Genomic DNA, 203 nt, shown 5'->3' on the forward strand with positions numbered 1-203 from the left:
TCAATTTGGTCGTTATACCAAATTTTGCCGGTATAAGTATCCACCGCCATCATTTGTCCCGGCCCTAAGCGGCCTTTTTCAATCACTTCCTGCTCGTCGTAATCCCAGATACCCACTTCGGAGGCAATGGTCAGAATACCCGAACGGGTCAAAACATACCGCGCCGGACGCAGACCATTTCTATCCAGACTACAGGCCACATG

Annotated in this window: 1 protein-coding gene; it reads right to left on the reverse strand. The window is 50.2% G+C overall.

Annotated elements, in window-relative coordinates:
• Window positions 1-203, reverse strand: a 203-nt coding sequence (locus tag RJ32_RS00215) for a hypothetical protein (RefSeq protein ID WP_145914796.1), incomplete at both ends; no start/stop codon positions are given.

The organism is Idiomarina sp. 28-8, assembly GCF_000320945.2.
Lineage (GTDB): Bacteria > Pseudomonadota > Gammaproteobacteria > Enterobacterales > Alteromonadaceae > Idiomarina > Idiomarina loihiensis.